Origin of the sequence: Clostridium autoethanogenum DSM 10061, from assembly GCF_001484725.1 — a bacterium.
In the GTDB taxonomy this organism is placed as follows: Bacteria; Bacillota; Clostridia; order Clostridiales; family Clostridiaceae; genus Clostridium_B; species Clostridium_B ljungdahlii.
The window spans coordinates 3,459,353-3,486,352 of the sequence record NZ_CP012395.1; the positions used below are offsets into that span (position 1 = coordinate 3,459,353).

The following is a 27,000-nucleotide window of genomic DNA, read 5'->3' on the forward strand; positions in this document are numbered from 1 at the left end:
TATGAATTAAATATGAGGGGTTAAATAATATGTATATTAAAACATTAACTGTGTCTGATATTAACAATTATATAAAGAAGACTTTAGATAATGACTTTATACTTGCTAACTGTTCTATTAAAGGAGAAGTATCTAATTTGAAATTACATACAAGTGGACATATATATTTTTCCCTAAAAGATAAGTTTAGTAAGATAAACTGCATTATGTTTAAATCAGATGCTCAAAATTTAAATTTTATACCTGAGGATGGTATGAAAGTAATAGTTAAAGGAAGGGTGTCCTTATATGAAAAGGAAGGGTTATATCAGCTTTATTGTAATGAAATGAAACCAGATGGTATGGGGGAATTGTATTTAGCTTTTGAAAAATTGAAGGTAAAGTTAGAACAAAAGGGATTGTTTGATGAATCACATAAAAGAAAAATACCTACTTATGCCAAGAAAATAGGTGTAATTACTTCTTCTACAGGAGCTGCGCTTAAGGATATAATAAATGTAACTAAAAGAAGAAACAAAAAGGTAGAACTTTTAATTTATCCATCACTAGTTCAGGGTGCAAATGCTAGCAGTGATGTGATAAAAGGAATTGAAGTATTAAATTCTATAGAAGATGTAGAACTTATAATTATAGCAAGAGGAGGAGGTTCCATAGAAGAACTTTGGTGTTTTAATGATGAAAAGTTAGCAGAGGCAATTTATAGCTCAAAGAAGCCCATAATAACAGGAGTTGGACATGAGATTGACTATACTATAGTGGATTTTGTATCTGATAGAAGAGCACCTACACCTTCTGCGGCAGCAGAGATTGCAGTTTTTAACTTGGAAGAAGCCTTACAAAAACTCAATAGCTATAAAAATAGACTTTACACTTATGCTAAGGATAAAATAAAAGATGAAAAGAATAGACTTAATTTTTTGAAAAAAACATTAGATTTAAACAGTCCCCTTATATATATAGCAAATCAGTATAGTAATGTGGATAAACTCAAAGAACTCTTAAATTTCAAATTAAATGTTAAAATCAATGAGAAAAAAGAAAAATTAGCAAAGATAAATGCACTGCTTTCTGCCCATAACCCATTAAATATTTTAAATAGGGGATATTCTATAATAGAAGATGATGAGAATAATGGAATAAGTTCCATTGAAGAACTAAATAAAAAAGATAAGATTAAAGTAATTATGAAAGATGGAACTTCTAAATTTAAGCTAATTCATTATTAGAAAAGAGGTGCTCGTATGCCTAGAAAAACGGAAAGTTATGAAAATATAATGGAAAAATTAGAAAGTATAGTCAATTCTATGGATAATGGAGAATTATCGCTACAAGACAGTATGAAGAGTTATGAAGAAGGAGTAAAATTGTGCAATAAATTATATAAGATATTAAATGACGCGGAAGGAAAAATAAAAATTCTTACTGAAGAAGGAGAAGAAGACTTTAATATTAAATCTCGAGAATAATATGCTGGATTAATAAGGCTATTTACATAGAATGGAGAATGTATTATGGAAATTAAAGGTGTAATTGAAACATTAAGAGAGGAATTGAATAAATACCTCTATGACTATATGGAGGGAAAAGGATCTTATAATAAGAGAGTATATGAAGCTATGCAGTATAGCTTAGATGCAGGAGGAAAGAGAATAAGACCTCTACTATTTCTTTTGACATATAAACTTTATAAGACAGATTGCAATGAGGTTATGGATATAGCAGCAGCTATAGAAATGATACACACTTATTCCTTAATTCATGATGATTTACCTGCTATGGACAATGATGATTTAAGAAGGGGCAAACCTACAAATCATAAGGTATTTGGAGAAGCTATTGCTGTACTTGCGGGAGATGGACTTTTAAATGAAGCAATGAGTCTGATGTTTAGACACTGTATTGGGAAAAAGGATAACGCTATAAGGGCTTGTAGCATTATTTCTGAAAGTGCAGGAGCTGATGGGATGGTTGGCGGACAGACAGTGGATATTTTAAGTGAAAACACTAAGATACCTATAGATCAGCTCTATTACATGCACAGTAAAAAAACGGGAGCGCTCATAAAAGGATCTATAATATCTGCAGCAGTATATGCGGGAGCAAGTAAAGCTGAAATAGATAAATTAAGCTATTATGGAGAAAAGTTAGGATTGGCATTTCAAATAAAGGATGATATATTGGATTTAACAGGAGATACTGCTCTTTTAGGTAAAAAGATAAAAAGTGATCTAAATAATAACAAAACTACATTTATAAGTACTTATGGAATAAATAAATGCAAAGAAATGTGCAATTCAATTACAAGTGAATGTATAGGAGTACTGAATGGGATGAGTGTAGATACTTCTTATCTAAAAGATTTAACATCATTTTTATTAAATAGAGAAAAGTGAAGTTTAAGCTGTGATAAAAATTTTAAAACTACTTTATTAAAGGGATAGATAAGGATGAGTAATTTATTAGATAATTATAAAGATATAAATGACGTAAAGAAGATGTCGTTAAATGATAAAAAAAAGCTAGCTAGAGAAATTAGAAAATTTTTAATAGACAAAGTATCTAAGACAGGAGGTCATTTGGCGTCTAACTTAGGGGTTGTGGAGCTCACTTTGAGTTTATTTAGTGTATTTGATCTAAATTATGATAAACTTATATGGGATGTGGGACATCAGGCTTATGTGCATAAAATCCTCACGGGAAGAAAGGATAAATTTGATACTTTAAGGCAATTTGGAGGATTAAGTGGATTTCCTAAAAGGTGCGAAAGTATATATGATTTTTTCGAAACAGGGCATAGTAGTACTTCAATATCTGCAGCACTTGGAATGGCTAGGGCTAGAGATTTAAAGCATGAGAAATATAATGTTGTTGCAGTTATAGGAGATGGAGCACTTACTGGAGGTATGGCACTAGAGGCCCTAAATGATGTAGGTTATAGAAAAACTAAGCTTATAATAATATTAAATGATAATCAAATGTCTATAGGAAAAAATGTAGGTGGAGTATCTAAATATTTAAATAAACTTAGAGTGGACCCTAAGTATAATAAATTTAAAGCGGATGTAGAAGCTAAATTAAAAAAGATACCTAATATAGGAAAAGGAATGGCAAAATATCTTGAAAAGGTAAAAAATGGAATAAAACAAATGGTAGTTCCTGGAATGTTTTTTGAAGATATGGGAATTAAATATTTAGGACCAATAGATGGTCATAATATAAAAGAACTTACAGACGTACTCGCTTCTGCAAAAGACATACAAGGTCCAGTTATTATACATATAATAACTAAGAAAGGAAAAGGATATGAATTTGCAGAAAAAAATCCAGGTAAATTCCATGGAATAGGGCCTTTTAATTGCGCCAATGGTGAACTGGATGCTGGATCTTCAAATACTTATTCCAAGGCCTTTGGAAATGAAATGGTAAAGCTAGCAGAAAAAGACGATAGAATAGTGGCTATAACTGCAGCCATGAGGGATGGAACAGGTCTTAAAAGTTTTTCTCAAAAGTTTCCTGAAAGGTTTTTTGATGTGGGAATAGCAGAACAGCATGCTGTAACCCTGGCAGCTGGAATGGCACAGGCAAATTTAAAACCTGTATTTGCAGTTTACTCTACTTTTCTTCAAAGAGCTTATGATCAACTTATTCATGATGTATGTATGCAAAAACTTCCAGTAGTTTTTGCTGTAGATAGGGCCGGCATTGTAGGAGAAGATGGTGAAACACATCAGGGAATATTTGATTTATCTTACTTAACGGAAATGCCACATATGACGCTTATGTCTCCTAAATGTATAGATGAACTTCCATATATGTTAAAATGGGCATTAGGCCAGAGTTTTCCTGTAGCTATAAGGTATCCAAGGGGAGGAGATAGTGTATGTCTCAATCCCGTAGAAAATTTTAAACTTGGAAAGTGGGACTGTATTTCAAATGAAGGCAGTGTAGCAATAATTGCTCAGGGTAAAATGGTACAAAATGCAGTGTTAGCAGGAAAAAAACTTAAAGAAAAGGGTATAGATGTAAGGATTATAAGTGCATGTTTTATTAAGCCGCTGGACAAGGAAATGTTAAACAGGTTAGTTGAAGAAAGTGTAACTATCGTTACTGTTGAAGACAATGTAATAAGAGGAGGATTAGGATCCTATATATTAGAATATGTAAATAAATTAAATAAAAAAGTAAAAATAATAAACTTAGGGTTTGATGATAAGTTTGTACAGCATGGAAAATCCGATATTTTGTATAAGCTGTATGGTTTGGATCCTAAAGGTATCGTAAATAGTGTACTTGAAGCAGCAGAGGTAAGTCATATATTTTAATAGTGAGGTAGTTTATTATGTCAGAACCAAAAGAAAGATTGGACGTACTTTTAGTAGAAAAAGGCATTTTTCAATCTAGAGAAAGGGCTAAAGCCAGTATTATGGCTGGAGAAGTATTTATTGATGGACAGAGAGTAGATAAATGTGGACAGAAGATAAAAAAAAGTTCCAATATAGAATTTAGAGGAGAAAAACTTCCTTTTGTAAGTAGGGGAGGATTGAAATTACAAAAAGCTGTAAAAGAATTTAATATTAACTTAAATGATAAAGTATGCATGGATATAGGTGCATCTACAGGTGGGTTTACAGATTGCATGCTTCAAAATGGAGCTAAAAAAGTATTTTCAATAGATGTGGGATATGGGCAATTTGCGTGGAAACTCAGGATAGATGATAGAGTGGTTTGTATGGAAAGGACAAATATAAGATATGTAACGCCTGAGGATATAGGTGAATATGCAGATTTTGCAAGTATAGATGTTTCCTTTATATCTCTAAAAAAAGTTGTACCTGTAGTTAGTAACTTACTGAAAGAAAATGGTAGTATAATGGCACTTATAAAGCCACAGTTTGAAGCTGGAAGAGAAAGGGTAGGAAAAAAGGGTGTAGTAAGGGAAAAATCTACTCACATAGATGTGATAAACGAAATTATAACTTTTTTGAGAGAAAATAATTTAAAAATAATTTCATTGAGTTATTCTCCTGTAAAGGGTCCGGAAGGAAATATAGAGTATTTAGTATATTTTACTAAGAAAAGTGATTTTAAGGAGTCGTTCATAGATGAAGATATAATAAACATAGTAAACTCATCTCATTGTGAACTAAATGGGGAGGAACTATGAAAAATATAGGAATTAACGTTAATACAACAAAAGATCCAGATAAAAAAATGTTAAATTTCATAAAAAAAACAATACATAGCATAGATAAAAGTGTAAAAGTAAAAGTATATGAAAATTGTGATGGATTAGATAAGGATGAAAGCGCTAAGTTAGATGTAATTATAGTATTAGGAGGGGATGGTACTATATTAAATACATCAAAACATATACTTGATTCAAATACACCTATACTGGGAGTAAACATAGGGCATTTAGGATTCTTAGCACAGGTGGAGGTAAACAGTATAGAGAACGCACTCAAAAAATTATTTAATGGAAATTATGTAATTGAAGAGAGGAATATGATTCAATGCATCTATGATGATGGAAATGGACCAAAGACATATGATGGATTAAATGATGTAGTATTATACAAGGGTATTAAGTCAAGGATACAGAGATATGATGTTTATATAAATGAGAACTTTTACAATACATTTAGTGGTGATGGTATTATTGTATCTACGTCTACAGGATCTACAGGATATAATCTTTCTGCAGGGGGACCTATAATATATCCATCTTTAGATATATTATGTCTTACTCCTATGTATTCGCAGTTTTTAACATCTAGAACCATTGTACTGGACAATAGATGTTGTATAACTATAGCAGTTAGAAAAAATTTTAAAAATATATTTTTATCAATAGATGGCCAGGAATGGATTGAAGTAAATGGACCAAATACTATAGAAGTAAGAAGATCTAAAAATAAAAGAAAGTTTATAAAATTTGATGATAATAATTATTTTGATACATTAAAAGATAAAATTAATTTTAAGGCAAAAGAAGGTGAAGTATATGAAGGTAACTAGACATGCTAAGATACTTGAAATTATAAATTCAAATGATATTGAAACTCAGGAAGAATTAGCGGATAGACTAAAAAAAAGCGGTATGAATGTAACACAAGCCACGGTTTCAAGGGATATAAAAGAATTAAAACTTATAAAAGTATTATCTGATAGTGGAAAATATAAATATGCAACTATTTCACATACGAAAAATTTCTTATCCAATAAACTTGTAAATATATTTTCTCAGACTGTAACAAGTGTGGAAAATATAGAAAATTTCATAATAGTAAAAACAATTTCAGGGTCTGCTTCTGCGGCAGCTGAAGCCATAGATTCTTTAAATTTTGTTGGAATAGCTGGAAGTATAGCTGGTGATAACACTATATTTGTAATGACTAGAGATGGAGAAAGTGCTCACATAATAACTCAAAAAATGAAAAAAATGATTTCTCAGTAGGAGGCTATTTTATGCTGCTTCAATTGAATATAAAAAATTTTGCACTTATAGAAAAGTTGACTATATCCTTTGAATCAGGTTTTAATGTATTTTCTGGTGAAACTGGAGCAGGTAAATCTATATTGATTGATGCAATAAACTATGTACTTGGAGGGAAATTTAATAAGAATTTGATAAGGACAGGAGAAAATAAGACTTTTGTAGAAGCAGTTTTTACTATAGAGAACCCAAAAACTTTTGAGATTTTAGAAGAAAAAGATATGAAATCAGAAGAAGATTTAGTAATAATAAGCAGAGAATCTTTTCAATCAGGAAGAACTGTAGCAAAGATAAATGGTAAATCTATTTTATTGTCTGATTTAAGAGATATAAGTAGTACACTGCTTGATATACATGGCCAACATGATAATCAAAATTTACTTTCAGAACAAAACCATATAGATTACTTGGACTATTATGGTGAAAATTTTATTTCTGAGACAATGAAAGAATATAAAAAAAATTATCAGCATTTAAATAATATAAAAGATAAAATATATGAACTTTCGGGCAAAAGTGAAGATAGAGAAAAGCTAATAGATTTTTTAAAGTATCAGATAAATGAAATAAATTCAGCAGATTTAAAAGAAACGGAAGAAAAAGAACTGGATAAAAAATTTAATGTTTTATCTAATGCTGAAAAAATAAACAATGTAATAAACAAATGCTATATAGCCCTTTATAGTGGGGAAGAGGGAAAAAACTCCATATATGATAATTTCGGAATAGTTTTAAAACAGTTGAATTCCATAAAGAATATTATGCCTAAAATAGGAGATATGTGCACTTCACTTGAAAATATATATTATGCCATGGAAGGTAATATAGATGAAATAAGAAGTATGAAAGATAGTGTTTATTGTGATAAAAACGAATTGGAATATATAAATAGCAGAATATATCAGATAAATGGTTTAAAAAAAAAATATGGTAATACTATAAAGGACATATTAGATTATAGAGATAAGATAAAAACTCAATATGAGGAAATGAAAAATGCCTCTGATGTAATAAAAAATTTAAATTCGGAAAAAATAAAGTTAGAAAATTTACTTAAAATTAAAAGTGAAAAACTTCATGAAATGCGATGTAAAACAGCTCATGTTTTAGAAAAAAATATAAAAAATGAGTTGAATTTCATAGGACTTGAACACAGTATCTTTAAAATAGAAGTTAATTTTGAAGATAAATTTACTTCAAAAGGAATGGATAAGGTAAAGTTTTGTATATCTACTAATCTAGGTGAACCTCTAAAACCTTTGGAAAATGTAGTTTCAGGAGGAGAGCTTTCAAGAATAATGTTAGCATTAAAAACTGTATTTGTAGATAAGGATCATATTCCATCTGTTATATTTGATGAAATAGATACAGGAATAAGTGGAAGAATAGCACAGAGTGTAGCGGAAAAAATGTATACTATATCTAAAAAACATCAGGTTTTTTGTGTTACACACCTACCTCAAATAGCATGTATGTCTGATACCCATTATTGGGTTTCAAAAAATATTAGCAACAATAAAACCTATACGAAAGTTAAAAAGATGAAAAAAACAGAAAAAGAATGTGAAATAGCTAGAATGATAGGAGGGGAAAAAGTTACAAAGCTTACTTTAGAACATGCGAAAGAACTTGTTAGAATGGCAGATTCTAAAAAGTGTAAAATTAAATAGTAGAAACTAAAGAAGTTATCTCCAAAAGTCAGGAGGTGACTTTTAACTTTTTGAATAAAATTTATATTTTTGAAGAATACATTAACTTTAAATGCATCTATATGATAGCATAATAAGATATTTAAAAGGGCAACTTAAATGTAGAAAACAGTGTAACACAGGAGGTAAAAGCATGGGTAAAAAAATTAAACACAGATTATGCTGGATGTCCATTCCTATCCTGTTTATGATGTTAGTTGCCTATTATGGATTGTATGATGATGGAAAAAGATCCAATTTAGTTCAAGTTTCTCACGCTAAATCAGCATTTAATACAGCTGCAGCCAGTAATGTTAATGTATACTTAGGCGGAGAACCTATTGGGGTAAAACTAAATACTAAAGGAGTATTGGTAGTAGCGCTTTCAGATATAGAAACTTCAAGGGGAAAAGTTACAAGTCCTGCTGCATTGGCAGGAATACAAGTAGGAGATAATATAATTAAGGTAAATGATGTTTATGTAAAAAATGCCGAACAAACTCAAACTGAAATAAATAAAGCAAAGGAAAAAAGCATAAAAATATTAGTAGAGAGAAATGGAAAAAGTATGGAAAAAACAGTAAAGCCTGTAAGTGCATTAGAAGGTAATAATTATAAGATAGGGCTTTGGATAAGAGATTCTACGGCAGGAATAGGTACTTTGACTTTTTATGATGAAAAAAGTGGTATGTTTGCAGCATTAGGGCATCCTATAACTGATATAGATACAGGAACAAAACTAAATATAAATTCAGGAGAAATAGTAAGTGCCTCTATTGTATCAATTAAGAAAGGTCTTGAGGGAAATCCTGGAGAATTAAAAGGTATATTTGTAAATGAAGATGTGAAATTAGGAGATATAACAAAGAATACAGAATGTGGAGTTTTTGGAAAGGTAAATACAAATTTTAAATGTAAGAGTTCTAAAAGCATAAAAATATGCCTAAAAAAAGATATTAAGGAAGGTCCTGCTAAGATTTTTACAACTATATCTGGGGAAAAGCCAGAATATTATGATATACAAATAGAAAAACTATTATCACAAAATTCACCTGGACCTAAGAGCATGGTTATAAAAGTAACGGATCCTAGACTTTTAGCCAAAACTGGTGGAATAGTTCAGGGAATGAGCGGAAGTCCTATAATACAAAATAACAAATTAGTTGGGGCTGTCACTCATGTGCTTATAAATAAGCCTCAGGTAGGATATGGAATTTATATAGACTGGATGCTCAAAGATGCAAATATAATGTCAAAATAAAGAGTACAAAATGTTTTAAATAATTATAAAAAATATGGTAAAATAAGAATAGTATAGTATATGATACTAAAGATAGCATTTAATATGCTATCTTTTAATTTTTTTCGTAATAAAATTTTCATGTAATTTATATAAAAAGAAGGAATTAAAATTCCTTTGTCGAATTTATTATTTGTTAAGATATGGCAATTAGCTAAAAAGAGGGGGAGTAAATAGTATGGAGGAATCAAAAATAAGTGTAATTATCGCAGATGATAATGCTGAATTTTGCAGTATTCTCAACGATTATCTTTTAAATCAGAGGGATATATTAGTTACAGGAGTTGCAAAGGATGGGATAGAGGCTCTTAAATTAATCGAAGAGAAAAAGCAAGACTTAGTAGTACTGGATATAATAATGCCTCACCTTGACGGACTTGGTGTTTTAGAGCGATTAAATAATATGAATATGAGTCCAATGCCAAGAGTAATAGTTTTGTCTGCAGTAGGACAGGATAAAATAACTCAAAGGGCTATAACATTAGGTGCAGATTATTATGTAGTAAAGCCTTTTAATATGGAAGTGTTTACGAAAAGAATAAGGCAGATGTTTAATAATGTTATAAGTAGTGGAGATGAAGTAAAGAAAACAGTATCCATTATGGATAATGAAGAAATAAAGTTTTCAAGAGATGATCCTACTAATTTGGAACAGGAAATAACTAATATAATACACGAAATAGGTGTTCCAGCACATATAAAAGGATATATGTACTTGAGAGAGGCAATAACCATGGTAGTAAACGATATGGAACTATTATCGGCAGTTACAAAAGAGCTATATCCATCTATAGCTAAAAAATATAATACCACTGCCAGCAGGGTAGAAAGGGCTATAAGGCATGCTATAGAAGTAGCTTGGTCTAGAGGCCAGGTGGAAACTATAAATAAAATTTTTGGTTATACTATACATAATGATAAGGGTAAGCCCACAAATTCAGAGTTTATAGCCATGGTTGCTGATAAATTAAGATTAAAAAATAAGGTAAGCTAAAAAGTTAAAATATCTTCCATTCATTTTAATTTAAAGAATGGAAGTTTTTTAAAAGGAGCATATAACCCATGAAAATAGAATTAGAATTAGAAGATATAAAGAATATACAAAATTTAATTAAAAGTAGAATAAATGAACTTAGAGAAAAAATGTCAAACGATTCAGATAGGGAAGAGGAGCTAAGACAAATTATAAGATATTATAAAACATTAGCAAAAAATATAGAAAAACAACTTTAACTTCATTTAATTGACAATGAGATTGGTAAAGTATAAAATTAATTAAAATAATTAATTTTATGAAATTTTAAGTAGTAATTTTACAAAATAGATAAAGAGGTGCATAAATATGGATTTTACTGAAAAAACTATAAAGCAAGAAAACATATACAAAGGAAAAATTATTGATGTTAATGTCCATACTGTAAAACTTCCTAATGGTAGAGAATCTAAAAGGGAAATAGTAAATCACTGTGGTGGAGTAGCAATACTGGCATATAAAGACAGTAATACGTTGTTTATGGTGGAACAGTTTAGAAAACCTATAGAACATGTGCTTCTTGAAATACCAGCAGGTAAAATTGAGCAAAATGAAGATATGGAAAGCTGCGGAAGAAGAGAACTGGAAGAGGAGATAGGATATAAGGCTAAAAAATTTGAATATCTGGGTAAGGTAGTTACGAGCCCTGGTTTTTGTGATGAATATATATATATTTTCAAAGCTGAAGATTTATATAAGGGAAGAAATGATATTTGCGATGAAGATGAATTCATAAATGTGCGGGAAGTTAAATTGAATAAAATTAAGGAAATGATAAAAAAGGGAGAAATAATAGATGCAAAGACCATTTGTGCGTTTATGATGGTATAACATAGTCATATAACTCTTTTGTAAATCATAAATTATAAAAAGATGATGAACAAAAGGGGGATAAAGTTATGTTGGAAAATAAACTATCAAGTTTAATAAATGGGCACATTAAAAATAATTTTTGGTTATATGTTATAAGTATATTATGTGTATTTACAGGGGTAGTACTAGGTATATATAGCGTTAGATACATGGGTGGATTTGAGAAAAGTGATCTTTTGAGCTACCTTAAAAATTTTACGACTACAATAGGATCAGGAAGTGTAAATTACAAATCTATTTTTTTAGAAACGTTAAAAAATAATATTCCAATAATTTTAGCTGTTTGGTTTTTGGGTCTTACAATGATAGGAATACCAGTAATACTTATAATAGATATAATAAAGGGATTTACCATTGGATTTGCTATGAGTTTTATAATAAGTGGAATGGGAATAAAGGGCATGTGGATTTCACTTTTAGGTATACTTCCACAAAATATAATATATATACCATGTATAATATTTTCATCAGTGCTTGCTATGGAATTTTCACTTATGATATTTAAAGATAGATCTGGACTTAAATGGAAATCCAATGTTTTGGTTAGGTTTACATCCTACTCTGTTTGTTTTTTACTGGTAACTACTGTCATGTTTATAGGCTTTTTTATGGAAGCATATTTAACCCCAAATATGATTAAACTTATTGCAGCAAGTTTTGGGATGATGATAGTATGATTTTGAATGAAAAAAAAGCAGCATTTATTATAGTAACGTTGAAATGTTTTTTTATACTTGTATTTTTTGGCGTATTTTTACCTAGATGTATAGACTTTGTTATATATAACTTTGTTGTTAAACCTCATTCTTACGACAATAGTATATTTGTCTATAGTATATTTGGTAAAAATATCAAAGTAATATATAATTACACTATTATTTTTAACGAATTTCTTAAATTTTAAAATTGTAACTCTCGAAGAGTAGGTGGTAATTTTGGATGGACTTTTATTAGGTTATGAAGAAACCTTAGAGAAGAAACACATGAGTAAAAATACAATGGATGCCTATGTAAGGGACATAACCAGATTTTATAATTTTATAAAAGATAGGGAAGAGAATCTAGAAAATGTAGAAGTTGTATCTATAATGGCATATGTACAATATCTTCAAAAAGAAGGGAGAGCTATCTCATCTATAGTAAGAAATATAGTATCCTTGAGAAACTTTTATAAGTATTTGATGCTGAAAGGTGTTTTAAATGAAAATCCCGTTTTGTATTATCAAATTCCAAAGGTTGAACATAAAGTTCCTAAGATATTAACTATAGAAGAAGTAGACAAGCTTTTAGAAGCACCAAATTTAGATACTAATAAAGGAATAAGAGATAAGGCTATGCTAGAGGTTATGTATGCTGCAGGAATGAAGGTAATGGAGCTTTTAAGCTTAACTATATATGATATAGATTTAAAGCTTTCTTATGTAAGGTGTAGAAGCTTAAAAGAAGAGGAACGAATAGTGCCTATAGGTTCTGTGGCTGTAAAGTATTTGAAAAATTATTTGAATATAAGGCATAAATTAAATATATATAATTTAGATGTTTTGTTTCTCAATTTAAGGGGAGTGCAAATGAGCCGTCAGGGGTTTTGGAAAATAGTAAAATATTATGCAAAAGAGGCAAATATAGATAAAAACATAAATGCTTTTACGTTGAGGCATTCTTTTGCAGTGCATTTACTTCAAAATGGAGCGGATATTAAATCTGTACAGGAACTTTTGGGACATAAGGAGTTATCTGCTACTCAGATATACTCTTCAGTAATAAAAAGAAATAAAATTGCACAAGTATATAAAAAGTCTCATCCCAGGGCATAGAAAATATTTAAAAGTTAATGAAAAAAATAAAGGATTTGATGTTAAAGTCAATTTTAACATCAAATCCTTTATTTTTATGTGATAATTTTCTTGACTTAAGGAAAGAATACATCTCAAAGGAGGAGAGAAATAAAATGAGGAAAAAGCAAGGAGCTTTTAAAATAGTAAGCAATATATTAATTTTATTTTTTATTACAGTGTTGTGGTTACCAGTTGTTAATGCAGAACCTTTAAGTGAATCAAATAAAAAAGAGATGAATAGTACAGAATCAGGTTTAAATATAAATGCTAGGTCGGCATTGCTTATGGAACCTGCAAGTGGAAAAGTAATTTTTGAGAAGAGTTCTCATGAAAAATTAGAACCTGCTTCAGTTACGAAAATAATGACTATGCTTTTAACTATGGAAGCAGTGGACTCAGGAAGAATATCATTGTCAGATAAGGTAACCGTAAGTGAAAATGCAAAAAAGATGGGCGGAAGTTCGATGTTATTAGATACTGGAGAAGTTAGAAGTGTGGAAGATTTAATAAAGGGAATAGGAATAGCTTCAGGAAACGATGCAGCAGTTGCTATGGCAGAATATTTAGGAGGAAGTGAAGATCAATTTGTACAGCTTATGAATAAAAGAGCAGCAGAACTTGGAATGAAAGATACAAGTTTTAAAAATTGCACAGGACTTAGTGAAGATGGACATTTAACTACAGCCTATGATATAGCATTAATGTCTAGAGAGTTACTTAAGCATACAAGGATACTGAAATATACAGGAACATATATGGAGACAATATCAGAAGGCAGAAAAAGTCCTATAGAGTTAGTAAACCATAATAAATTAGTAAGATTTTTTAAAGGGTGTGATGGATTAAAAACTGGGTTTACCAGTTCTGCTAAGTACTGTATATCTGCAACTGCAACTAGAGATGGTGCAAGAATGTTGGCTGTAATAATGGGCTCTCCTACATATAAGGTGAGGAATAAAGATGCATCTATGATGATGAATTATGGATTTTCCAAGTACTTTGGAAAGAATATTTTAAAAAAGGGAGCTGATGTAGAAAAGATTCCTCTAAATAAAGCAGGAGATAGATTTTTTATTGCTAAAGCTTCAGAAGATTTAAAGGTGGTAGTTGAAAAGGGAAAAGAAAGTAAAATTACTTATAAGTGTGTAATAGATAAAAATAAAAAGCAATACAAAAAAGGCGAAAAAGTTGGGTATTGTGATGTATATGTAAATGGAGAGGCTTTAGGAAAAGTTAACTTATATAGCGACAGGGATGTAAAAAAGTTAGGCATATTTGGGAACTTTAAAGATAGTTTAAAAAATATTTTACAGAAAGGGCAATAGTTTATATATTTTTAATATATAATGTATAATGAAAACAGGAAATTCGATTGGGTTATTGGATTTTTAAAACTCGTTGAATTTCCTGTTGATTTGTTTAAGGCATTTGAAGGAAAATAACAAGCCAAAGATGCCTAAAGCGCAGGAAAGGAAAGAAAGACATGAATATTTTAAAGGCGTTTACTATAGAGCAAATACAAATTATAAATTTAATAAAAGCTATATGTAAAAGTAATGGTATAAAGGCTTATATAGTAGGAGGGGCCGTTAGAGATGCGTTCCTTGGAAATAAAGTAAAAGATATTGATATATGTATAGACAAAAATCCTAATTTTATTATAGGCAAATTGAATGGAATTAAATGCTTTCAGTATTATGATAAATTCCAAACAGCTTCTTTGTTATTTCAAAATGAGGTAAATATAGACTTAATAAGGTGTAGAAAAGAATACTATGCTAGAGATGGTGAACTTCCTATAATTGATCCGTCTAACATATACAATGATTTGAGAAGAAGAGATTTTACGGCTAATGCATTGGCTTATGATATAGTAACAGGAAGTTTAATAGATATTTATGGTGGATTGGAAGATATAAAAAATAAAAGCCTACAAAAGATACATTTAAATAGTTATAGAGAAGATCCTACTAGAATATTCAGAGCAGTAAAGTATGCAGTAAGGTATGGCTTTGATTTAAAAGATAAGGATGAAATAATTAATTGTGTGAATGAAGGCGTGTTTAATTTGATAAGCAATGATAGAATAGTAAAAGAAATATACCACTTATGTGAGGAAAAAATGTGGATAAAAAATATTTTAATGTGTGGTAATTTGAAGATTTTTAATGTTAACAGAGAAAAATTAGAAATAGGAAACGAAAACTACAATAATACAGATAAAAGAATTTTAAGATTATTTTATGCGCTTGAAGACAAAAAGTGCGCTCATATATTAGGTGAAAATTCAGTCTTGGATAGCAAGCTAAAAGTTTCGATAAAAAATTTTACAGAAAATTATCAAAAAATAGCCAGCCTAATTCTAAATGCTATGGATAATTATGAATTGTATAAAATATTAAAGGGCATAAATGATTATGGGCTTATACTTTTAAAATGGAATGACAAACTTAAGTATAAGATTTATAATTATGTTCATAATATGTATCATTATAAATCGTCTTTAAATGGAAAATTCATAAGTTCTATTGGAATACAAAATGGAAAAGCTATAGGAGAAGTTTTAAATTACATGACAAAGATTGAATTAAATTCTATGATAAAGTATGGAAAAAAATATTTAGTAAAAAATTTAGGAGAGATTATTTAGATGTCTTTAAATATAAAAATAGAAAATTTTGAGGGTCCTTTTGATCTGCTTCTTCACCTTATAAAAAAAAATAAAATGAACATATATGATATAAAAATATATGAGATTACGGAACAATATCTTCAGTACGTAAATAATATGAGAGACATGGACTTAGATGTGGCCTCTGAGTTTATAGTTATAGCAGCATCACTTATAGAAATAAAATCAAAAATGCTTTTACCTAAAACTCAGTTAAATGAAGATGATAATGAGGATGAAAAAGATCCTAGAAAAGAATTAGTAGACAAGCTTCTTCAATATAAAAAATTTAAAGCAGTAGCTGCATTTTTGAAAAAGAGAGAAATAGGCTTAGAAAAAATGTTTGGAAAAAAACCAGAGATAATTGAACAAGTGAATATGGGTACAAGTCCTGAACAATTTTTAAAGGGAATTACTATGTTAGATTTGTATCGGGTTTACAGTCATCTTATGGATAGCTATGTAAATAAACTTAACAACGGAAATGTCATGGGCAGGGAAATATCCTTAGATAAGTTTAAATTACAGGATAAGATGTTATATATACGAGAAATTATTCAAACTAAGCCTCAAATTAGGTTTTCTGTTGTTTTAAAAAAATGTTCTTTTAAAATAGAGAAGGTCGTAACTTTTATTGCACTTTTAGAACTTATAAAACTTAAAATAGTATCCGTAATGCAGTATGAAAATTTTGATGAAATCTATGTGGAAAGGATAATTGAAAATGAGAAATAATAATGAGAAAAGTACTAACAGCGAAATTGCTCAAGAAAAGGATTTAACAAAAGATGAATATTTTTCCATAATAGAATCATTATTGTTTGTATCTGGCGAACCTCTTACTCTTAAGCAAATTGCTTCAATAATAAAACTCAGTAGTAAACGTACAAAGGATTTACTTAAGGATATGACAGTTAAGTACAGACAGAAATCTAGAGGAATAAAAATTTTAAACAATGAGGATAAGTACAGTTTAGTTACTAAAACGGAAAATAGTTATTACGTTGAAGAATTACTTGGGAATAACTCAAGACAATCCCTATCTCAAGCATCATTGGAAACCTTAGCTATTATTGCTTATAAACAGCCTATAACTAGAATAGATATAGATGAAATAAGGGGAGTAAAAAGTGATAGGGCAATATCAACTTTGGTTGAAAGAAAACTGATAAAAGAAAATGGAAGATTGAGTGTGCCTGGGAGACCCATATTATATGGTACTACGGAAGAGTTCTTAAAATATTTTGGGCTTGAAAATATAAATGAAATTCCGAGTATTGAGGAATTTCATCTTGATTAATTTAGGTATATTCAAAAAATTATAGTGTATTATGTAAGTGAAGAAGAGGAATGACTATTCTTCTTCTTCCTTTTTTTCTTCTTCTTTCTTTTTATCAGAGTTATGTTTGGATTTTGGAGACTTAGAATTCATCATTCCTCTTATTACATCCATTACCTGTGGAATTGAATCTACTATCTTATCATAGGTGTTATTTTGATCTAAAGATAAAAGTCTTATAGAGTCACCTTTTGTGACTAAAAAAGCCACAGGTTTTACCGTAACTCCAGCTCCTGACCCACCACCAAAAGGATATTCTGGATTAGGTGATTCTTCATGGCTTACGTCGAATTCGCTTCCTCCAGATGCAAATCCAAAGGATACCCTTGAAATTGGTATTATAAGAGAACCGTCTTTTGATTCTACAGCATCGCCTACTATGGTATTTACATCTATCATATCTTTTAAATTTTCCATAGTGCTTTTTAATAAATTTTCTATAGGATGGTTATCCATAAAAATTCCTCCTTTACTATTCATTCTTAACTTAAAAATATGCATAGATTATAGTTTTTTTACACTTTTAGCTGTGCTTAAATAGTTTTATATACATATAAATAATTTTAGCTAAACTAATGTAAATTATACTTGATATTTCTAAATTAAAATAAAAACTGTTAAAAACAGGTTTTACGTGTAATTCTTTTTTCTTCACTACAAAAATATTTTTGATTAGAGCAAATATAAAAGTGCTTAATGTTGGTATAAGCCCATAGGTTATGGCAGTATAGGCTGCATCATCTAACCCATAAATGAGTTTTACCTTAATTTTTATATGGGGTTTAAATTTTAATTTTTTAAGGGATTTCAAATTTACTTTGAAATTATTTATGAGGAATGAGGACTTTTTCTTTCTTTCAAGAGGGGGTTTATTATCTTTTAAATTAAATTTGTTTATAACATTTAAATTATAAATTTTTAGTGAGAAGGCTTTATTGATATAGTTTATTTTTATTTTAAGAGGTATAGGAATAAATACCAAAACAAATAATATTAAGATAAATAAAATAAGTAATTTAATCAATATTTAAATCCCCCCATTTAAAAGGTTTTATTATTAATAATTATTACCTTAATAGTGAATTATATACTAATTTAGAATGAGTTTTACTAGTAATATATTTGTTTTAGGGAAAAGTATTTAGTATAGCTAAGAGTTAAGAAGCGAGAGCTGAGAGTTATGGATGATTTTCTTAAGTTCTAAATTTAAGATTTTTGTACTGTAGAGAAAAAAATCCTCATTCACTATCTACTCTCCATTATCCACTTTTCACTTAATAATCTATTGAGAGGAAGGAGATAAACTATATAAATTATGAAATTTAAAAAGAGTTTATCATATATAGTAATAACATTTATACTTTTTAATATTTGCAGCTATACTGTGTTTGCAGATGATAAAAATTCATCTTTTCGAGAACCTAATATAAATGCACGCTGTGCTATAGCTATGGATAGTAAATCAAAAGTAATTATGTATCAAAAAAATGCTTCTGAATTAGTACCGATGGCAAGTACGACTAAAATAATGACAGTACTAGTTGCAATAAAATATGGAAAATTAGATGAAAAAGTACAAATATCATCTAGATCAGCAGGGATAAGGGGGTCTGTGGTAGGCTATAAAAAAGGAGAAAGCATAACTTTAAAGGAACTTTTATATGGACTTATGTTGAGGTCAGGAAATGATGCAGCTATAGCTATTTCAGAAGGTGTAAGTGGAAGTGTAGAAGAATTTGTGAAACTTATGAATGAATATGCTAGTGAAATAGGTGTAATAAACACTCATTTTAAGACACCTCATGGACTCGACAAAGAAGAACATTACACCACGGCGTATGACCTTGCAGTACTTACATCTATAGCTAAAAACAACACACTATTTAATGAAATCGTTAGTTCGAAAGATGTGGATGGACCACAAAATGGATTTACAAGAAGCTATCACAATATCAATAAAATTCTTTGGAAAATTCCAGATGCAAATGGTGTTAAGACAGGTTATACGGGTAAGGCAGGAAAATGTTTAGTTACATCTACAAAAGTTCAAGGAAATGATGTTATAATAGTAGTTTTAAATTGCCCTAGAAGATGGGAAGAAACAGAAAAAATATATAAATATGTTGATAAAAATTTTAAGTTTAACAAGTTATTTTCTAAAGGAGATAAAGCTCTTGAGTTAAGAGTAAACAAAAAGGATTTAAAGTTAGAATGTGAAGATGATGTTATAGTGCCTATAAAAAATGGATTCAAGTGCAGTGTTAAAATTATAAAACCTCAAAGAATAAAATATTCGGTTAACAAGGGTGATAGAATAGGAATGCTTTGTATATATGAAGGGGATAAAAAGATATATAGTACGTCCCTTAGAGCTTCCAATAGCATAAAAGTGAAAAAATTCATCAAATGGATATTTTAATTAGAAATTCTATAGAGTTTCTAAGTAGAAAGTTTACTTATACTAACAAAAATCATCACACTAAAAACTTTTTATAAGTCTAAAAAAGTTCAGTATTTAGAAAATCTAAAGAAGCTTATATAAACAGAGTTCTTGGTATCGGGTGGAGTTTTGCTCCGTCTGATGCTTAGAAATCGTTATCTAGGGACGTATCTGCTGTTTATTCCCACTTGGATAAGTGGGAATATTAGAGCAGATAGTCATCGGATAAACTCGTACCTGAAACATATATAATCTTCTAAGATTTTCTAAAATGCTTCACTAAGACTTATAAAAAAAGTTTTTAAGTGTGATTTCAATTTTGTTAGTATATTTTATATATAAGTTAAAATTTCAATTAAAATCACTATAGATAGTTACCTTACAATTTATATAGTTTTTCTAACTTAAAAATCAAGTTATATGCAAGCATATTTTTACAATAATGAAGCTCTTTAAAAATTTTTTGCTTAGCCTTATCAAAATATTTAACGAGCTGAAGGTTGTAAAAATATCCGAAGCATAAGTTAATTTTTCGTTTGAAAACCTCATTGAAGTATATGTTAATGGCAGAAAAAAAGTTCTTCTTTTTTGGAGTCTTCTAGTAAAGTGAATCTTTTTATAGGATAAGTACTATTCCCTTTTATATTTTTTAAAGTATTTTCTAGAAACTTATCACTAAACTTAACTTGTGAATCTTTTTTAATTTCATTATATATAGTATATTCTATATGAGGAGGGGTAGCATCTACTATATAAACCGGAAAAAGATTTTCTATAGGCTTGTTTACAAGTGCATATTGATATAGTGAAGCATCGACAATAACACCTCGGTATACATTAAAACAATGGGCAAAACTCCTACTATAGTTTTTATTTATGTAAATACGCAATATGCCTTGCATAGCAGGAACATCCATATCTTCATGCTTACAAATTTGGTATATAAGGGAGGCTATTAAGGGACCGTTATTTGAAATAGTATATTTATTAATGCAATATTTGCATACATTTTTTAAAAAAGTTTTTTCAGAAATGTTCATATCTATTATCATCTCCTAATTTTGAAATCTAATATATCTATTAAATCATATTTTCATATGTAAATAAATAAGTTTTTATGCAATTTTGAAAAAGGTATTTGCATAAAACGGCTTGAAATCAATAGTTAACGCAATAGTTATTCTTTTAGCATACATTAAGTCAACAAAATTAGCATGTAATAATTATGAATAATTATTACATATATTCAATATTATATTAAAAAAAATACTTTGTTTTAAGTATAAAGTAAAAAAATAGGCATAAATGTAACAAAAACTGTTAATTTTTTGTGTCAATAATTTTTGTTATATTATTTTAATTAAATTTTTCACATGTATAATTAAAAGTAAGATAGATATTCTAATGTACTTACTTAGGTAGAAAAACATGTATACAAAATTAAAAAACTATTATAACACATAGTATCAATATTGAAGGTAATACTGTTCAATATCGATACAGATAAAAAAAATATATAATACAGAAGAAAAAATTATAAATTTGTGGTATAATATAAAGTATAGTAATTTAAGTTTAAACCTCGTGAAAACGCTAACAAATAATAGGAGGTGTATTATATGAAAAGAGAATCGGAGGGTATTGTAATTGAAACAAGTGAAAGTATTGCAAAAGTAAGAGCTAGTAGACACGGAGATTGTAAAAGTTGTGGTGCTTGTCCTGGTGATAATGCTATAGTTGTAGATGCAAAAAATCCGGTTGGAGCAAAACCTGGTCAACATGTTGTTTTTGAAATAAAGGATGCAAATATGTTATGGGCAGCCTTTATTGTATATATACTACCGCTTATTGGAATCCTTATAGGTGCATTAATAGGAACATGGATAGGTGGAAAATTAGGTCATTCTTTAAGAGAGTTTCAAATAGGTGGGGGAGTATTATTTTTCATTTTATCATTGATATATATAAAAATATTTGATAGATCTACAAGCAAAAATGAGAGTAAAAAGCCAGTAATCACAAAGATATTGTATTGAGTAATTTGTGTACAAACTTTAATTAATGGAGAGACTTTTAAAACTAACTTACATTTAATAGATAAATTGTCATTATATATTATTTGCTATAGTATATAATTTTATAACAAATTATGGAAAACTCCGTAATTTGTTATAAAAATTATGTTTATATTTATTTTGCAGTTTCGTTTATATACATGCTGTAAAAATTATTGAAAGAGGTGTTTAAGAGTGTTAAAAAGTTTTCGAGGTGGAGTACACCCGGATGATAGCAAAAAGTACACAGCTAATAAACCTATAGAAATAGCACCTATACCAGATAAGGTGTTTATTCCCGTTAGACAGCATATAGGTGCTCCTACATCTCCTGTAGTACAAAAAGGAGATGAGGTAAAAAAGGGACAACTTATTGCGAAAAGTGATGCTTTTGTTTCAGCCAATATATATGCATCTACTTCTGGAAAGGTTGTAGATATAGGAGATTACCCACATCCTGGTTTTGGAAAATGTCAAGCTATAGTTATTGAAAAGGATGGAAAAGATGAGTGGGTAGAAGGAATACCAACTTCACGTAATTGGAAAGAGCTAAGTGTAAAAGAAATGCTTGGAATAATAAGAGAGGCAGGCATTGTAGGAATGGGAGGCGCAACTTTTCCTGTTCATGTTAAGCTTGCACCACCACCAGATAAAAAAGTAGATGTTTTTATTTTGAATGGTGCTGAGTGTGAACCTTATTTAACTGCAGATTATAGGTCAATGTTGGAAAATTCAGACAAGGTAGTTGCTGGAGTTCAAATAATTATGAAAATCCTCAATGTGGAAAAGGCATTTGTAGGTATTGAAGATAATAAACCAAAAGCTATAGAAGCTATGAAAAAGGCTTTTGAAGGTACAAAAGTGCAAGTAGTAGGCCTTCCTACAAAGTATCCTCAGGGTGCTGAAAAAATGCTTATAAATGTTTTGACAGGTAGAGAAGTTCCATCAGGTGGATTGCCTGCAGATGTAGGTGCGGTTGTTCAAAATGTAGGCACATGCATAGCAATAAGTGATGCAGTGGAGAGAGGAATTCCACTTATACAGAGGGTTACAACTATAAGTGGAGGTGCTATTAAAGAGCCTAAGAATATATTAGTTAGAATTGGAACTACATTTAAAGATGCTATTGATTTTTGTGGAGGATTTAAGGAGGAACCAGTTAAAATAATTTCAGGTGGACCTATGATGGGATTTGCCCAATCAAATTTGGATATTCCAATAATGAAGGGTTCATCAGGAATACTTGGTTTAACTAAAAATGATGTAAATGATGGAAAAGAATCTTCTTGCATTAGATGTGGCAGATGTCTAAAAGCTTGTCCTATGCACTTAAATCCAAGTATGTTAAGTATCCTTGGACAAAAAGATTTATATCAAGAGGCTAAGGAAGAGTATAATCTTTTGGACTGTGTAGAATGCGGTAGCTGTGTGTATACATGTCCTGCTAAACGAAAAATTGTACAGTATATTAGATATTTAAAATCAGAAAATAGAGCTGCAGGTGAAAGAGAAAAAGCTAAAGCAGCTAAGGCTAAAGAAAAGAAAGAAAAAGAAGAGGTCTTAAAATAATAAAGGAGTGATAATAAAATGGCGGAAGCACAGATAAAGAAAAATATTTTTACTATTTCGTCATCACCTCATGTTCGTTGTGATGAATCTGTTTCTAAGATAATGTGGAGTGTCTGTTTAGCACTAACTCCAGCTGCGGTTTTTGGTGTATTTAATTTTGGCATTCATGCTTTAGAAGTAATTATAACAGGAATTATAGCTGCTGTAGTTACGGAGTACTTTGTAGAAAAAGTTAGAAATAAACCTATAACTATTACAGATGGAAGTGCTTTTTTAACAGGACTTTTGCTTTCTATGTGTTTACCTCCTGATATTCCACCTTATATGGTAGCTATAGGATCTTTTATAGCAATAGCAATAGCTAAACATTCTATGGGAGGACTTGGTCAGAACATATTTAATCCAGCTCATATTGGAAGGGCTGCGCTAATGGTTTCCTGGCCTGTAGCAATGACAACATGGTCAAAATTAAGTGCCAGTGGTGTAGATGCTGTAACAACAGCAACTCCTCTTGGAATTTTAAAACTTCAAGGTTATTCAAAATTACTTGAAACCTTTGGAGGACAGGGTGCACTTTACAAGGCAATGTTCTTAGGTACTAGAAATGGAAGTATAGGAGAAACTTCTACAATATTACTTGTTTTAGGTGGACTTTATCTTATATATAAAAAATATATTAACTGGCAGATTCCAGTAGTAATGATTGGTACTGTAGGAATACTTACTTGGGCTTTTGGAGGAACTACGGGAATTTTTACAGGAGATCCTGTATTTCATATGATGGCAGGTGGACTTGTAATAGGTGCTTTCTTCATGGCTACTGATATGGTAACAATTCCTATGACTATTAAAGGACAGATTATTTTTGCATTAGGTGCAGGTGCATTAACATCGCTTATAAGATTAAAAGGTGGTTATCCAGAAGGCGTATGTTATTCAATATTACTTATGAATGCAGTTACTCCTCTAATAGATAAGTTTACACAGCCAGTTAAATTTGGGACAAGGAGGTAAGCTTTAATGGCTAAAGATAAAGATCAAAATAGTATTTTTGCAATTACTAAGAACTTAACCATTACATGTTTTATATCTGGAATTATAATAGCTGCAGTTTATTATATAACATCACCAGTAGCAGCGCAAAAACAGGTTCAAATACAAAATGATACCATGAGAGTTTTAGTCAATGATGCTGACAAGTTTAATAAAGTGAATGGTAAAAAAGATTGGTACGCAGCTCAAAAAGGGAATAAGACCATTGCATATGTTGTACCTGCAGAGAGTAAAGGTTACGGTGGGGCTATAGAGCTATTGGTAGCTGTTACTCCAGATGGAAAAGTAATAGATTTCAGTATTGTATCTCATAATGAAACTCCGGGACTTGGAGCAAATGCTTCAAAGGATTCTTTTAGGGGACAGTTTAAGGATAAAAAGGCAGATGCCTTAACGGTTGTAAAAGATAAGTCTAACACTAAGAACATTCAAGCCATGACAGGAGCTACAATTACGTCAAAAGCTGTAACTAAAGGAGTTAAAGAAGCTGTTGAGCAAGTTACTACGTTTACGGGAGGTAAGTAATTATGAAGAATTTGTGGAATATATTTAAAAAAGGATTGATTGCAGAAAACCCCATATTCGTGCTTGCGCTTAGTTTGTGTCCAGCACTGGCAACTACAAGTACAGCTGTAAATGGATTTACAATGGGGATTTGTGTGCTATTTGTTATAACTTGTAATAATACTGTGGTTTCTATAATTAAGAATGTTGTAAATCCTAAGGTACGTGTCCCTGTATATATTACTTGTATAGCAACTATTGTTACAGTAGTGGAACTTGTTATGCAGGCTTATGCGCCTCTATTATATAAACAATTGGGAATTTATTTAGCATTGGTAGTTGTATTTGCTATAATACTTGCCCGTGCAGAGACGTTTGCATCTAAAAATCCTGTAGTTCCTTCTTTCTTTGATGGACTTGGAATGGGATGCGGATTTACTTTAGCACTTACTATAATAGGAATGATACGTGAATTATTTGGATCTGGAGCTATATTCGGTGTTAATGTATTTGGGGCTTCATATAATCCAGCTTTGATTATGATACTTCCACCTGGAGGATTCATACTCATAGGATATTTAGTTGCTATAGTAAAAGTTTATAATCAACATATGGAGAAAATTAAAATGCAAAAATTAGAAAAAGCAAATGGAGGTGAAGCATAATGGCATCTTACCTTACTCTTTTTATAAGTGCAGTAGTTGTAAATAACTATGTGCTGACAAGGTTTTTAGGACTGTGTATATTCTTTGGAGTTTCTAAAAATTTAAATGCATCTGTAGGTATGGGTATGGCTGTTACTTCTGTTATTACGATGAGTTCAATATTGGCCTGGGTAGTATATCATTTTGTACTTATACCATTTAATTTAACTTTCTTGAAAACGGTAGTTTTTGTACTTCTTATTGCCAGTTTTGTGCAGCTTTTGGAGACTATTATTAAAAAGCAGGCACCAGCCCTATATAATATGTGGGGAATATACCTTCTTTTAATAGCTACAAACTGTATCGTACTTGCTGTACCTATACTAAATGCTGATTCTAACTTTAATTTTTTACAGAGTGTTGTTAATGCGATAGGATCTGGGCTGGGCTTTGCTATGGCTATAATTTTGATGGCAAGCCTTAGAGAAAAATTGAGATTAGCAGATGTACCTAAACCGTTAGAAGGTCTTGGAGTAGCTTTTATTTTAGCAGGAATGTTAGCTCTGGCTTTCCTTGGTTTTTCAGGTATGATTTCTATATAGAAAGGAGCTAATAAAATGAATACCGTGATTATGATTTTAGTTGTAATGACTATTATAGGTCTTATATTTGGACTTGTTTTAGCCTATGTAAATAAAAGATTTGCAATGGAAGTGAATCCACTTGTAGACTTAGTAGAAGATGTACTTCCAAAAGGCCAATGTGGAGGGTGTGGATTTGCAGGATGTAAAGCTTATGCAGAAGCTGTTGTTTTAGACGAGAGTGTACCTCCAAATCTTTGTGTACCTGGAAAAGCAGCAGTTGCAGAACAGGTAGCAAAGTTAACAGGTAAATCTGCTCCACCTATTGAACCTAGAGTTGCACATGTAAGATGCGGTGGAGACTGTACAAAGGCAGTTAAAAATTTTGAATATGAAGGTATACATGATTGTGTAGCTGCAAATTTACTTGAAGGTGGACCTAAAGCTTGCAAATATGGATGCCTGGGATTTGGAACATGTGTAAAGAGCTGTCCTTTTGGAGCTATGGCAATGGGCTCAAATGGACTTCCAATAATTGATACAGATATATGTACAGGTTGTGGTACCTGTGTAAGTGCGTGTCCAAAACAGGTACTTGGATTTAGACCTGTAGGTTCTAAAGTAATGGTTAATTGTAATTCTAAAAATAAAGGTGGAGCTGTACGTAAGGCGTGCAGTGTAGGATGTCTTGGATGCGGATTGTGCGCTAAAAATTGTCCAAATGATGCCATTAAAGTAGAGAATAATTTGGCAGTAGTAGATCAAAGTATTTGTGCATCATGCAGTGAAGCTACCTGTCTTGCTAAATGTCCTACAGGAGCTATTAAGGCTATTGTAAGTGGTACAGACTTACAACAGCAGAGCAAGAATGAAGCTGCTGCAAATTCATAATGGCAGTGGAGCAAAGCTTAAATTTGCTG

The 27,000-nt window shown here is 30.3% G+C and carries 29 protein-coding genes; 26 read left to right on the forward strand and 3 right to left on the reverse strand.

All coding sequences use genetic code 11. The features are described from left to right. Nucleotides 1-29: 29 nt before the first annotated feature. The 18 genes from xseA to scpB all read left to right on the forward strand — a co-directional run bounded on the left by xseA (nucleotide 30) and on the right by scpB (nucleotide 17,196). Entirely contained in the window at nucleotides 30-1,226 is a 1,197-nt protein-coding gene (xseA, locus tag CLAU_RS15675; RefSeq protein WP_013237778.1) for an exodeoxyribonuclease VII large subunit, read from the forward strand. A gap of 15 nt (nucleotides 1,227-1,241) precedes the next feature. Beyond that, entirely contained in the window at nucleotides 1,242-1,466 is a 225-nt protein-coding gene (locus tag CLAU_RS15680; protein ID WP_013237779.1) for an exodeoxyribonuclease VII small subunit, read from the forward strand. A 45-nt stretch (nucleotides 1,467-1,511) separates the two neighbouring features. Next, a complete protein-coding gene (locus tag CLAU_RS15685) occupies nucleotides 1,512-2,393 on the forward strand; it encodes a polyprenyl synthetase family protein (RefSeq protein WP_023163059.1) in 882 nt (293 codons plus the stop codon). A 54-nt stretch (nucleotides 2,394-2,447) separates the two neighbouring features. Then, nucleotides 2,448-4,322 (forward strand): 1-deoxy-D-xylulose-5-phosphate synthase, encoded by a 1,875-nt coding sequence (gene dxs / locus CLAU_RS15690; RefSeq protein ID WP_013237781.1) that lies wholly within the window; start codon nucleotides 2,448-2,450, stop codon nucleotides 4,320-4,322. A 17-nt stretch (nucleotides 4,323-4,339) separates the two neighbouring features. Beyond that, nucleotides 4,340-5,164, forward strand: a complete 825-nt coding sequence (locus CLAU_RS15695; protein WP_013237782.1) for a TlyA family RNA methyltransferase — start codon at nucleotides 4,340-4,342, stop codon at nucleotides 5,162-5,164. Continuing rightward, complete coding sequence (locus tag CLAU_RS15700; protein WP_013237783.1) at nucleotides 5,161-6,018, forward strand: NAD(+)/NADH kinase; 858 nt, start codon at nucleotides 5,161-5,163, stop codon at nucleotides 6,016-6,018. Before CLAU_RS15695 ends, CLAU_RS15700 begins: the two co-directional genes overlap by 4 nt. After that, a complete protein-coding gene (locus CLAU_RS15705) occupies nucleotides 6,005-6,457 on the forward strand; it encodes an arginine repressor (protein WP_013237784.1) in 453 nt (150 codons plus the stop codon). Before CLAU_RS15700 ends, CLAU_RS15705 begins: the two co-directional genes overlap by 14 nt. Before the next feature lie 11 nt (nucleotides 6,458-6,468). Beyond that, nucleotides 6,469-8,166, forward strand: a complete 1,698-nt coding sequence (recN, locus tag CLAU_RS15710) for a DNA repair protein RecN (RefSeq protein ID WP_013237785.1) — start codon at nucleotides 6,469-6,471, stop codon at nucleotides 8,164-8,166. Nucleotides 8,167-8,338: 172 nt separating this feature from the next. Continuing rightward, nucleotides 8,339-9,445 (forward strand): SpoIVB peptidase, encoded by a 1,107-nt coding sequence (gene spoIVB / locus CLAU_RS15715; protein WP_013237786.1) that lies wholly within the window; start codon nucleotides 8,339-8,341, stop codon nucleotides 9,443-9,445. A gap of 217 nt (nucleotides 9,446-9,662) precedes the next feature. After that, the gene (spo0A, locus tag CLAU_RS15720; protein WP_058893784.1) at nucleotides 9,663-10,478 is read left to right on the forward strand and encodes a sporulation transcription factor Spo0A; all 816 of its coding nucleotides are present in this window, start codon (nucleotides 9,663-9,665) and stop codon (nucleotides 10,476-10,478) included. A gap of 68 nt (nucleotides 10,479-10,546) precedes the next feature. Then, on the forward strand, nucleotides 10,547-10,717 hold the full coding sequence (locus tag CLAU_RS20915; RefSeq protein ID WP_013237788.1) for a hypothetical protein: 171 nt from the start codon (nucleotides 10,547-10,549) through the stop codon (nucleotides 10,715-10,717). A gap of 109 nt (nucleotides 10,718-10,826) precedes the next feature. Then, nucleotides 10,827-11,348 (forward strand): NUDIX hydrolase, encoded by a 522-nt coding sequence (locus CLAU_RS15725; protein WP_013237789.1) that lies wholly within the window; start codon nucleotides 10,827-10,829, stop codon nucleotides 11,346-11,348. Nucleotides 11,349-11,416: 68 nt separating this feature from the next. Then, nucleotides 11,417-12,067, forward strand: a complete 651-nt coding sequence (gene spoIIM, locus CLAU_RS15730) for a stage II sporulation protein M (RefSeq protein WP_013237790.1) — start codon at nucleotides 11,417-11,419, stop codon at nucleotides 12,065-12,067. 258 nt (nucleotides 12,068-12,325) lie between these two features. Next, on the forward strand, nucleotides 12,326-13,204 hold the full coding sequence (locus CLAU_RS15740; RefSeq protein WP_013237791.1) for a site-specific tyrosine recombinase: 879 nt from the start codon (nucleotides 12,326-12,328) through the stop codon (nucleotides 13,202-13,204). Between the two features lie 134 nt (nucleotides 13,205-13,338). Further along, nucleotides 13,339-14,550, forward strand: coding sequence for a D-alanyl-D-alanine carboxypeptidase family protein (locus CLAU_RS15745; RefSeq protein ID WP_029170125.1), 1,212 nt, complete (start codon nucleotides 13,339-13,341; stop codon nucleotides 14,548-14,550). A gap of 158 nt (nucleotides 14,551-14,708) precedes the next feature. After that, nucleotides 14,709-15,875, forward strand: a complete 1,167-nt coding sequence (locus CLAU_RS15750; protein WP_013237793.1) for a tRNA nucleotidyltransferase/poly(A) polymerase family protein — start codon at nucleotides 14,709-14,711, stop codon at nucleotides 15,873-15,875. Further along, nucleotides 15,876-16,631: a segregation/condensation protein A gene (locus CLAU_RS15755; RefSeq protein WP_013237794.1), complete on the forward strand. Its 756-nt coding sequence runs from the start codon at nucleotides 15,876-15,878 to the stop codon at nucleotides 16,629-16,631. It begins immediately after the preceding gene. Beyond that, on the forward strand, nucleotides 16,621-17,196 hold the full coding sequence (scpB, locus tag CLAU_RS15760; RefSeq protein WP_013237795.1) for an SMC-Scp complex subunit ScpB: 576 nt from the start codon (nucleotides 16,621-16,623) through the stop codon (nucleotides 17,194-17,196). The genes CLAU_RS15755 and scpB overlap by 11 nt, the downstream gene beginning before the upstream one ends. A 54-nt stretch (nucleotides 17,197-17,250) precedes the next feature. Here the strand turns inward: scpB and ytfJ are convergent, their stop codons facing one another. Both ytfJ and CLAU_RS15770 read right to left on the reverse strand, forming a co-directional pair. Further along, the gene (gene ytfJ / locus CLAU_RS15765; RefSeq protein ID WP_013237796.1) at nucleotides 17,251-17,691 is read right to left on the reverse strand and encodes a GerW family sporulation protein; all 441 of its coding nucleotides are present in this window, start codon (nucleotides 17,689-17,691) and stop codon (nucleotides 17,251-17,253) included. 67 nt (nucleotides 17,692-17,758) lie between these two features. After that, nucleotides 17,759-18,259 (reverse strand): DUF2953 domain-containing protein, encoded by a 501-nt coding sequence (locus tag CLAU_RS15770; protein ID WP_013237797.1) that lies wholly within the window; start codon nucleotides 18,257-18,259, stop codon nucleotides 17,759-17,761. 291 nt (nucleotides 18,260-18,550) lie between these two features. Here CLAU_RS15770 and CLAU_RS15775 point away from each other — a divergent pair, with 291 nt between their 5' ends. After that, a complete protein-coding gene (locus CLAU_RS15775) occupies nucleotides 18,551-19,654 on the forward strand; it encodes a D-alanyl-D-alanine carboxypeptidase family protein (RefSeq protein WP_013237798.1) in 1,104 nt (367 codons plus the stop codon). Nucleotides 19,655-20,235: 581 nt separating this feature from the next. Here CLAU_RS15775 and CLAU_RS15780 read toward each other — a convergent pair. Beyond that, nucleotides 20,236-20,715 (reverse strand): hypothetical protein, encoded by a 480-nt coding sequence (locus CLAU_RS15780; protein WP_023163064.1) that lies wholly within the window; start codon nucleotides 20,713-20,715, stop codon nucleotides 20,236-20,238. Nucleotides 20,716-21,294: 579 nt separating this feature from the next. Here CLAU_RS15780 and CLAU_RS15785 point away from each other — a divergent pair. The 7 genes from CLAU_RS15785 to rnfB all read left to right on the forward strand — a co-directional run bounded on the left by CLAU_RS15785 (nucleotide 21,295) and on the right by rnfB (nucleotide 26,971). Continuing rightward, complete coding sequence (locus CLAU_RS15785) at nucleotides 21,295-21,711, forward strand: SoxR reducing system RseC family protein (protein WP_013237800.1); 417 nt, start codon at nucleotides 21,295-21,297, stop codon at nucleotides 21,709-21,711. 213 nt (nucleotides 21,712-21,924) lie between these two features. Next, nucleotides 21,925-23,298 (forward strand): electron transport complex subunit RsxC, encoded by a 1,374-nt coding sequence (gene rsxC / locus CLAU_RS15790; RefSeq protein WP_013237801.1) that lies wholly within the window; start codon nucleotides 21,925-21,927, stop codon nucleotides 23,296-23,298. A gap of 18 nt (nucleotides 23,299-23,316) precedes the next feature. Then, nucleotides 23,317-24,312 (forward strand): RnfABCDGE type electron transport complex subunit D, encoded by a 996-nt coding sequence (locus CLAU_RS15795; protein ID WP_013237802.1) that lies wholly within the window; start codon nucleotides 23,317-23,319, stop codon nucleotides 24,310-24,312. A 6-nt stretch (nucleotides 24,313-24,318) separates the two neighbouring features. After that, nucleotides 24,319-24,876, forward strand: coding sequence for an RnfABCDGE type electron transport complex subunit G (locus CLAU_RS15800; protein WP_013237803.1), 558 nt, complete (start codon nucleotides 24,319-24,321; stop codon nucleotides 24,874-24,876). A 2-nt stretch (nucleotides 24,877-24,878) separates the two neighbouring features. Beyond that, the gene (gene rsxE / locus CLAU_RS15805) at nucleotides 24,879-25,520 is read left to right on the forward strand and encodes an electron transport complex subunit RsxE (RefSeq protein ID WP_013237804.1); all 642 of its coding nucleotides are present in this window, start codon (nucleotides 24,879-24,881) and stop codon (nucleotides 25,518-25,520) included. Beyond that, complete coding sequence (locus CLAU_RS15810) at nucleotides 25,520-26,101, forward strand: electron transport complex protein RnfA (protein ID WP_013237805.1); 582 nt, start codon at nucleotides 25,520-25,522, stop codon at nucleotides 26,099-26,101. Before rsxE ends, CLAU_RS15810 begins: the two co-directional genes overlap by 1 nt. 15 nt (nucleotides 26,102-26,116) lie before the next feature. Continuing rightward, nucleotides 26,117-26,971, forward strand: coding sequence for an RnfABCDGE type electron transport complex subunit B (gene rnfB / locus CLAU_RS15815; RefSeq protein ID WP_013237806.1), 855 nt, complete (start codon nucleotides 26,117-26,119; stop codon nucleotides 26,969-26,971). Nucleotides 26,972-27,000 lie beyond the last annotated feature (29 nt).